This is a genomic window from Nocardia iowensis, from assembly GCF_019222765.1.
Lineage (GTDB): Bacteria > Actinomycetota > Actinomycetes > Mycobacteriales > Mycobacteriaceae > Nocardia > Nocardia iowensis.
In genome coordinates this window covers 8,018,194-8,024,632 of sequence record NZ_CP078145.1, presented here as the reverse complement: position 1 = coordinate 8,024,632, position 6,439 = coordinate 8,018,194, and the positions used below count along the sequence as shown (strand labels likewise).

General features: G+C 66.0%; 7 protein-coding genes. 3 read left to right on the top strand and 4 right to left on the bottom strand.

Annotated features, from left to right (window positions below; all coding sequences use genetic code 11):
• Nucleotides 1–85 precede the first annotated feature (85 nt).
• Nucleotides 86–706 carry a YHS domain-containing protein gene (locus KV110_RS37080; protein ID WP_218471781.1) on the bottom strand — a complete coding sequence of 207 codons (621 nt, stop codon included), beginning with the start codon at nt 704–706 and terminating at the stop codon, nt 86–88.
• A 124-nt stretch (nt 707–830) separates the two neighbouring features.
• Here KV110_RS37080 and KV110_RS37075 point away from each other — a divergent pair, with 124 nt between their 5' ends.
• A complete protein-coding gene (locus KV110_RS37075) occupies nt 831–1,445 on the top strand; it encodes a TetR/AcrR family transcriptional regulator (RefSeq protein WP_218471780.1) in 615 nt (204 codons plus the stop codon).
• A 12-nt stretch (nt 1,446–1,457) separates the two neighbouring features.
• Here the strand turns inward: KV110_RS37075 and asnB are convergent, their stop codons facing one another.
• The gene (gene asnB / locus KV110_RS37070; RefSeq protein WP_218471779.1) at nt 1,458–3,296 is read right to left on the bottom strand and encodes an asparagine synthase (glutamine-hydrolyzing); all 1,839 of its coding nucleotides are present in this window, start codon (nt 3,294–3,296) and stop codon (nt 1,458–1,460) included.
• Between the two features lie 70 nt (nt 3,297–3,366).
• Here asnB and KV110_RS37065 point away from each other — a divergent pair, with 70 nt between their 5' ends.
• Entirely contained in the window at nt 3,367–3,975 is a 609-nt protein-coding gene (locus KV110_RS37065) for a TetR/AcrR family transcriptional regulator (RefSeq protein ID WP_218471778.1), read from the top strand.
• A gap of 42 nt (nt 3,976–4,017) precedes the next feature.
• Here the strand turns inward: KV110_RS37065 and KV110_RS37060 are convergent, their stop codons facing one another.
• Nucleotides 4,018–5,157: a GDSL-type esterase/lipase family protein gene (locus KV110_RS37060; protein ID WP_246634200.1), complete on the bottom strand. Its 1,140-nt coding sequence runs from the start codon at nt 5,155–5,157 to the stop codon at nt 4,018–4,020.
• Nucleotides 5,158–5,266: 109 nt separating this feature from the next.
• On the opposite strand from KV110_RS37060, the gene KV110_RS37055 reads away from it, so the two are divergent.
• Nucleotides 5,267–5,737 (top strand): MarR family winged helix-turn-helix transcriptional regulator, encoded by a 471-nt coding sequence (locus KV110_RS37055; protein WP_218471776.1) that lies wholly within the window; start codon nt 5,267–5,269, stop codon nt 5,735–5,737.
• Between the two features lie 31 nt (nt 5,738–5,768).
• On the opposite strand, the gene KV110_RS37050 is transcribed toward KV110_RS37055, so the two are convergent.
• Entirely contained in the window at nt 5,769–6,437 is a 669-nt protein-coding gene (locus KV110_RS37050) for a TetR/AcrR family transcriptional regulator C-terminal domain-containing protein (RefSeq protein WP_218471775.1), read from the bottom strand.
• Nucleotides 6,438–6,439: the final 2 nt, after the last annotated feature.

Below are 6,439 nucleotides of genomic sequence, written 5' to 3'. Positions count from 1 at the left end.
CTACCCGCACAAAGCGAATCGCCGGTGAAGAGCACAGTCGGTGCTCTTCACCGGCGTTTTCTGCCAGAGCCGGTGGGCGGCGCGGTCAGTGCACGATGTCCAGCGAATGTTCTTCGGCGAATATCTTGCGGCACACCGGGGCGCAGAAGGTGTAGTCGATGCCATTGTGGCTGAGGGTGATGTCGGCGGTGGCCAGGTCGACCGTCATTCCGCAGACCGGGTCGATGGCGTGGCCCTCGGGAGCTTCGGCTGCGGTGGCGGAGTCGCGGTAGTCCTGGGTCATCAGCTTGGTGATTTCGGTGATGGTGGTTTTCCGGCCGAGGGTGCCTGCGCAGTTTTCGCGCAGGCCGATGATCTGTACCACGCAGTGCGGTTCACGGGTTAGGCGTTCCGAGTCGCTTTCGGTGGCGGCGATGGTCCGGGTGATCAGCGGGATGATGTGGTCGCCGAATTCGATGTTGTTGCTCCACGCGCTCGGCACGGTGACGCGCACCAGGTAGCGCGGTGCGGCCACCGTGCTCGGCCCGCCGGTGGCCCAGACCTCCGGCCTGCGCACCAGAACGTGCGTCAGCTCCCTGACCTTGTCCATCACCGCGTCCGGCGCTCCCGGCTCGGTGGTCAACTCGCGGAGCAGGCGCTCGGCCAATTCGCGCTGCTGTTCGGCGCTCATCGTCTCGTCGGAGATGAACAGCTCGACGGTCATCATGGTTGTGTCTCTTTTCGTTGGCGGCAAGGTGAGGGTGACGATCAGCAGAATCAGGGGTTGCCTTTCGTAGGCGTACCTTGTACGCCTACGTCCAGTATGCGGGTGGCTTGTACGCTGTCAAGCCATGCCACGTCCTCGTTCGCTGACGAAATCCGATCTCGGTGCCGCCGCGCTCGCGGTGATCGACCGCGACGGGTTGTCCGCGCTGACCATGCGGGCCGTAGCGAAGGAACTGCGGATGGCCACGATGGCGCTGTACCGCTACGTCTCCGACCGGGCGGAATTGGAGGTCCTGGTCGTCGATGAGGTGCTGGTCGGGCTCGACGTGTCGACTCCAGCGGAGGCCGATGTTCGGGACCGGCTGAGCCTGCTGCTCGAACGGATGCGGGCCGCCATCTCCGCCCACCCGGCTACGGTCCCGCTGGTGCCTCGGCACCGGAAGTCCTCGACGGCCACCCTGCGCTGGATGGAAGCCATGTTGTCGGTACTCACCGAAGGCGGCTTCGCCGGGCCGGATCGGGTGATCGCCCAGCGCACGTTGGTCGCCTTCCTGCTCGGGTTCTTGCAGAACGAGCACTACGCGTCGATCACCGCGCCCGAGACCGCGGCCATCGCCCGACTCTCGCCCGACACGTATCCCATGCTGACCCAGACCGCGGCGCAAGCACGAGAGATGTCGGTCGACGACGAGTTCCGCGGCGGCCTCGGGATCGTGCTGCGCGGCTTGGCGATCGAGTGACGGTGCGCCGGGCTAGGTGAAGGTCGGCGCGTAGCGGTCCAGCCAGACCGCGAAATCGAGGAACTGTTCGAGGTCGAAGCGATCGGGTTCGATCATTTCGTCGGCGGGCCGATCGACCGCCTTGGTCACGGCGTCGTGGTCGTACAGTCGGAAGACCGGATGCTGTTGGGTCGCAAGGATATCGCTCGCCTGCCTGCGTATCGCCTCGGTGTAGTGCACGTCCTTGGTGATCGGGTAGTGGCTCTTGACGCGTTCGACGACGGATCGGGGCAGCGTATCGGCGGTGGCCGCGCGCAACAGGCTCTTCTCCCGTCCGTCAAAGGATTTCAGCGACCATGGGGCGTTGTAGACATACTCGACCAAGCGGTGATCGCAGTAGGGCACTCGGACTTCGAGTCCGACCGCCATGCTCATCCGGTCCTTGCGGTCGAGCATGGTGCGCACGAATCGGGTGAGGTGCAAGTGCGATACCTGCCGCATCCGGAACTCCAGGTCGCTCTCCCCGGCCAGCCGGGTGACCTCGGCGGTCGCGTCCGCGAAGCTGTCCGCGAGGTAGGTGTCGAGGTCGAGTGCGGCGGTCAGATCCGGATCGAGCAACCTGGTGCGCTGCACGAACGGCGGCGGCAGCACCGACAACCAGGGGAAGGTGTGCATCCCGTGCTCCGCGGCGCCGGCGAACCAGCGGTAGCCGCCGAAGAGCTCATCGGAGGATTCGCCGGACAGCGCGACCGTCGACTGTTCGCGAATTGCTTTGAACAGCAGGTAGAGCGACATCTCGCTATCGCCGAAGCCGGCGGGCACGTCGCGGGCCGAGACCACGGCGGCACGGACAGCCGGATCGGACAGGGTGGCGTCGTCGAGCACGATGTCGCGATGGTCGGAGCCGACATGCTCCGCGACGGCTCTGGCGTAGGGTGCGTCGAGCGTCGCCCGCCACTCGTCTGGCACGAAATCCTGCTGCTGGTTGTGGAATTCGATGCTGAAGCTGCGCAACCGCTCGCCGGAATTGCGTAGGTGTCGCGCGGCGAGGGCGGTCAACACGGAGGAGTCCAGCCCGCCGGACAGCAGTACGCAGCGTGGCACGTCGGAAATCAGTTGCCGGGCAACGATGTCCTCGAGTAGTTCACGGATGGTGCGGACGGTCGTGGCGCGATCGTCGCGGTGTTCGAGGGTTCGCAACGACCAGTAGGGGGTCGTGCGAATGCCCTCGCGGCCGACGGTCATCAGGGCGCCCGGCGGCACCTGATGCATGCCTTCCCAGATGGCCAGGTCCGGCCGGGCGATGGTCACGAACAACTCGCGCAGTCCGTCCATGCCGATGGTCTTGTCCGCCAGCGGGTTCGCGAGGATTGCCTTGGGCTCGGAGCCGAAGAGCACGCCGTCCTCGGTGGGGTAGTAGTAGAGGGGCTTGATGCCGAGGCGGTCGCGGACCAGCACCAGCTGATCGGTGCGCGAGTCCCAGATGGCGAAGGCGTACATGCCGTTCAGCCGCTCGGCGAAGGCCGAACCCCATTCCAGGTAGGCCCGGAGCACCACCTCGGTGTCGGATTCGGTCGTGCACCGGTGCCCACGGGCGCGTAGTTCGGCCCGGAGCTCCCGGAAGTTGTAGGCCTCACCCGAATAGACCATGGCGACAACGCCTTCCGGCGTTTCGACGGTCATCGGTTGCGTGCCGCCGACCAGGTCGATGACGGCAAGTCGCCGGTGGCCGATGGCCGCGTGCGGCGCGATCCAGCGGCCGCTGTCGTCGGGGCCGCGACAAGCCATGGTGGCCGTCATCGCATCGATGGTGTTGCTGCTTGCTGTCGAGAAGTCTCGCTGGAAGGAGACCCATCCGGTAATTCCACACATACCCCAATGTTAGAGCTACTAGAAAGATAGAGCAACTATAAGTTTGAGGTGAATATAGTAAGCTGCTCGCATGAGTGAACCCGGCCTGCGCGAACGCAAGAAGCAGCGCACCAGAGCGGCCATCGCCGAGGCGGCCTATAGGTTGTTCGAGGAGCGGGGCTACGACGAGACAACGGTCACCGAAATCGCTGCCGCGGCGGATGTTTCGCCCGCCACGTTCTTCAATCACTACCCGACGAAGGAGGCTGTCCTCTTCGCCGACGGCGGCCAGATCCTCGACGTAGCGCTTGCCGTGATCACCGACCGCGCGCACGACGCCAGTGTCGGGGAGGTGCTCGGTGCGGCGATGCGGGCGATGATCGCGGATATGGCGGGTGGTCCACGCGACCTGACGGGTGAACTCGAGGCGGCCAGGCTCCGGTTGCTGATGTCGGTTCCCTCGCTGCGCGCCGCCACGTTGCAGCGGTTGTTCGAGGTCGAGGATCGGCTGGCCAAGGCGTTGTGTGCGGCGTTTCCCGGTGAGCTGGACGAGGTGCGGGCCGCGGTGCTGGTCGGTGGGCTCTGCGGTGCGCTGTTCGCCGCCGGGCGCACCGCGATGCGGGAGGGGCGCCCGGCGGCGGCCGCGGTCGAGGAGGCCATCGAGTACGCGACCCGCGCCGCCGACGGCAGCGGCCGCTGAGCAGAGCCGTCGCCCGTTGTGGCGCAACGGCTCTCGCCACATTCAGCCGAACAATGCCGTGACGTCGATGGATTCGGCCATGGCGCGGGCGCCCGCGTCGTTGAGATGCATGCCGTCGCCGCAGTCGTAGGCGGGGCGGATGAAGTCGGGCCGCTCCGGATCCTCGACCGCGCGGGCGACATCGAACACCGAGTCGAAAACGTCGGTGGTGCGTAGCCATTCGTTCACCTGGCGGCGCGTCGGCAGGGTTTCCTCGATCGGCATACCTTCGTAGATGCAGGCAGCGTAAGGGCCGATGGTTGCGGCGTGGATGGTCAGTCCCGCGTCATGGGCGCGGCGGGCGATTTCGGTGAACCCGGCGATCAGCTCGTCGGCGGTGGCGGGTGGTTCGCCCGACATGCCGCCGAGGATGAGGTCGTTGATGCCGAAGTTGATCAGCACCGTGGTGGCGCCGGGGACGGTGCCGACATCTCGGCTGAATCGCTCCACGCCCGGCACGCCGATTTCGTTGGTCAGCAAGCGATTTCCGCCGATACCCTGGTTGACCGCCCAGCCGCGGTCGAGCCGACTGTTGAGGACGTCCACCGAGCGGCGGTTCGTGCTCATGGTCGAGCCGACGCCTTCGAACCACGAGTCACCCAGTGCCACGGCGATCGGGGTGTCCGCGGGGGCGAGTACATCGACGCCGGTGACGTAGAAGCGCGCGGGAACCTCATCGGCGATAGCGAGGCTCGTCTCCGAGACCACGTTGCCTGCCGCCACATAGGCTATTTCGTTGGGCTGGTGGGAGAAGGTCGCGAGCCCGGTCTGCTCGGGTAGGTAGAGGCTCAGCATCAAGTCGGCGCCCGCCGTGACGGCAAGCTCGATCGGATCGCTGATCACCTCGCCGCCGACCGGAATGGTGACCTGTGCCGCGCCGTCGAAGCTGAGCCCGGTGTCGGTGTCGGTGATGATGTCGCTGCCGGTCTTCCGCAGCGCGACCCGCGCGGCACCGATGACGAGCGGGACCCGTCCGTAGCGGTTGGTCAGCAGGATCCGGAGCTGTTCGCCGCCACCGGCCAGGTGCAGCACCTGGCGCACGGTTTCGTCGGCGAAGGCCCGTGATTCCGCCAGCTTGACCTGCTCGTACGGACTGATGACCGCGGAACGGAAACCGGCGACCCAGCGGGTGGTGTCAGGCATCGAGAGCTCCAGTAGTTGTCGCGAGGAATAATGCGTATGCATATTTCTACAACGAGATATTCCTCGTGTCAACTATCCTCACAGCAATCACTTCGGGTAGGTTGATGCCATGGATGTGGACCTGTTCGACGACCCCAGGCTGACCACGATGGGTCTGCTCTTCGAGGCGTACGCAGGGGTGGTCAGCAAGTTGGAGCCGGTATGGAACGCGCATGGCCTGTCCGCGCTGGACTTGAACGCCCTTATGCGCCTGAGCCGTTCGCCGAATCGGCGGCTGCGCATGACGGATCTGGCGACGCAGACCTCGCTGTCCACCAGTGGCGTCACCCGGCTGGTCGATCGGCTCGCGCGGTCGGGGCTGGTGGAACGCGAACTCGACCCCGGCGACCGGCGCAGTGCGTACGCGGTATTGACCGCGTCCGGCGCGGACCGGCTCGCGCAGGTGCTGCCGGACTATTTGGTCGCGGTCGACCGCTGGTTCACCGGACTGCTGCCGCCCGCGCAGCTCGACGAATTCATCGCGGCGCTGCGGATTGTGCGTGACGCGACCAATCCCGACGCGACCGTCGGCGCCGACTGATCGGCGCCAGTCGGCGAATTGCTGTTCGCCGCTAGTCGCGGGACTCGGTCAGCAGGCGCTCGAGCCCGTCGAGAATCAGGTCCAGTCCGAAGTCGAAATCGGCGACACCAGCGTGCTTTCCGTCGATCACCAGCTGTGCCAACGCGTTCATGTACGGATACTGTTCGGCGGGTATGCGGGGCAGGAAGTGCTGTGCGGCGGAAGCGTATTCGTCCGGACGTAGCGGGAAGTTGGACTCCTGCAAGGTGAATCCGTAGATATGGCTGTCCATCGCGTTCCATGCACGGTCGGCCAGCTGATAGGAGAAGCCCGCGGCCCGCAGGCAGCCGACGGTGGCGTCGACGTAGCGCAGCATGGCCGGGCCCACGTTCAGTCGCGAGCCGATCAGCCCAGTGGCCCATGGGTGACGCAGCAACACCTCGTGGGCGGCGGTCGCCCGCGCGCGCATGGCCGTCTTCCAGTCCCCGCCGACCTCGGGCACGCCCATCTCCGCGACCACCAGATCGGCGATGCCGTCGAGTAGGTCGTCCTTGTTGGTGACATGGTTGTACAGCGACATCGCCTCGACGCCGAGTGTCTGTGCCAGCTTCCGCATGGACAGCGCCGTGAGGCCATGCTCGTCGGCCAGGCGAACGGCGGTGTGCAACACCCTTTCTCGGTTGAGTGGAGCGCGCTGGCTGGTGGCGGTTGTCTTGGGCATAG

Excerpts from the sequence above, each read along its gene's own strand:
- KV110_RS37060 (WP_246634200.1), bottom strand. The coding sequence starts at position 5,157 with ATGCCTGACACCACCCGCTGGGTCGCCGGTTTCCGTTCCGCGGTCATC.
- asnB (WP_218471779.1), bottom strand. The coding sequence starts at position 3,296 with ATGTGTGGAATTACCGGATGGGTCTCCTTCCAGCGAGACTTCTCGACA.
- KV110_RS37055 (WP_218471776.1), top strand. The coding sequence starts at position 5,267 with ATGGATGTGGACCTGTTCGACGACCCCAGGCTGACCACGATGGGTCTG.
- KV110_RS37075 (WP_218471780.1), top strand. The coding sequence starts at position 831 with ATGCCACGTCCTCGTTCGCTGACGAAATCCGATCTCGGTGCCGCCGCG.
- KV110_RS37080 (WP_218471781.1), bottom strand. The coding sequence starts at position 706 with ATGATGACCGTCGAGCTGTTCATCTCCGACGAGACGATGAGCGCCGAA.
- KV110_RS37065 (WP_218471778.1), top strand. The coding sequence starts at position 3,367 with ATGAGTGAACCCGGCCTGCGCGAACGCAAGAAGCAGCGCACCAGAGCG.
- KV110_RS37050 (WP_218471775.1), bottom strand. The coding sequence starts at position 6,437 with ATGCCCAAGACAACCGCCACCAGCCAGCGCGCTCCACTCAACCGAGAA.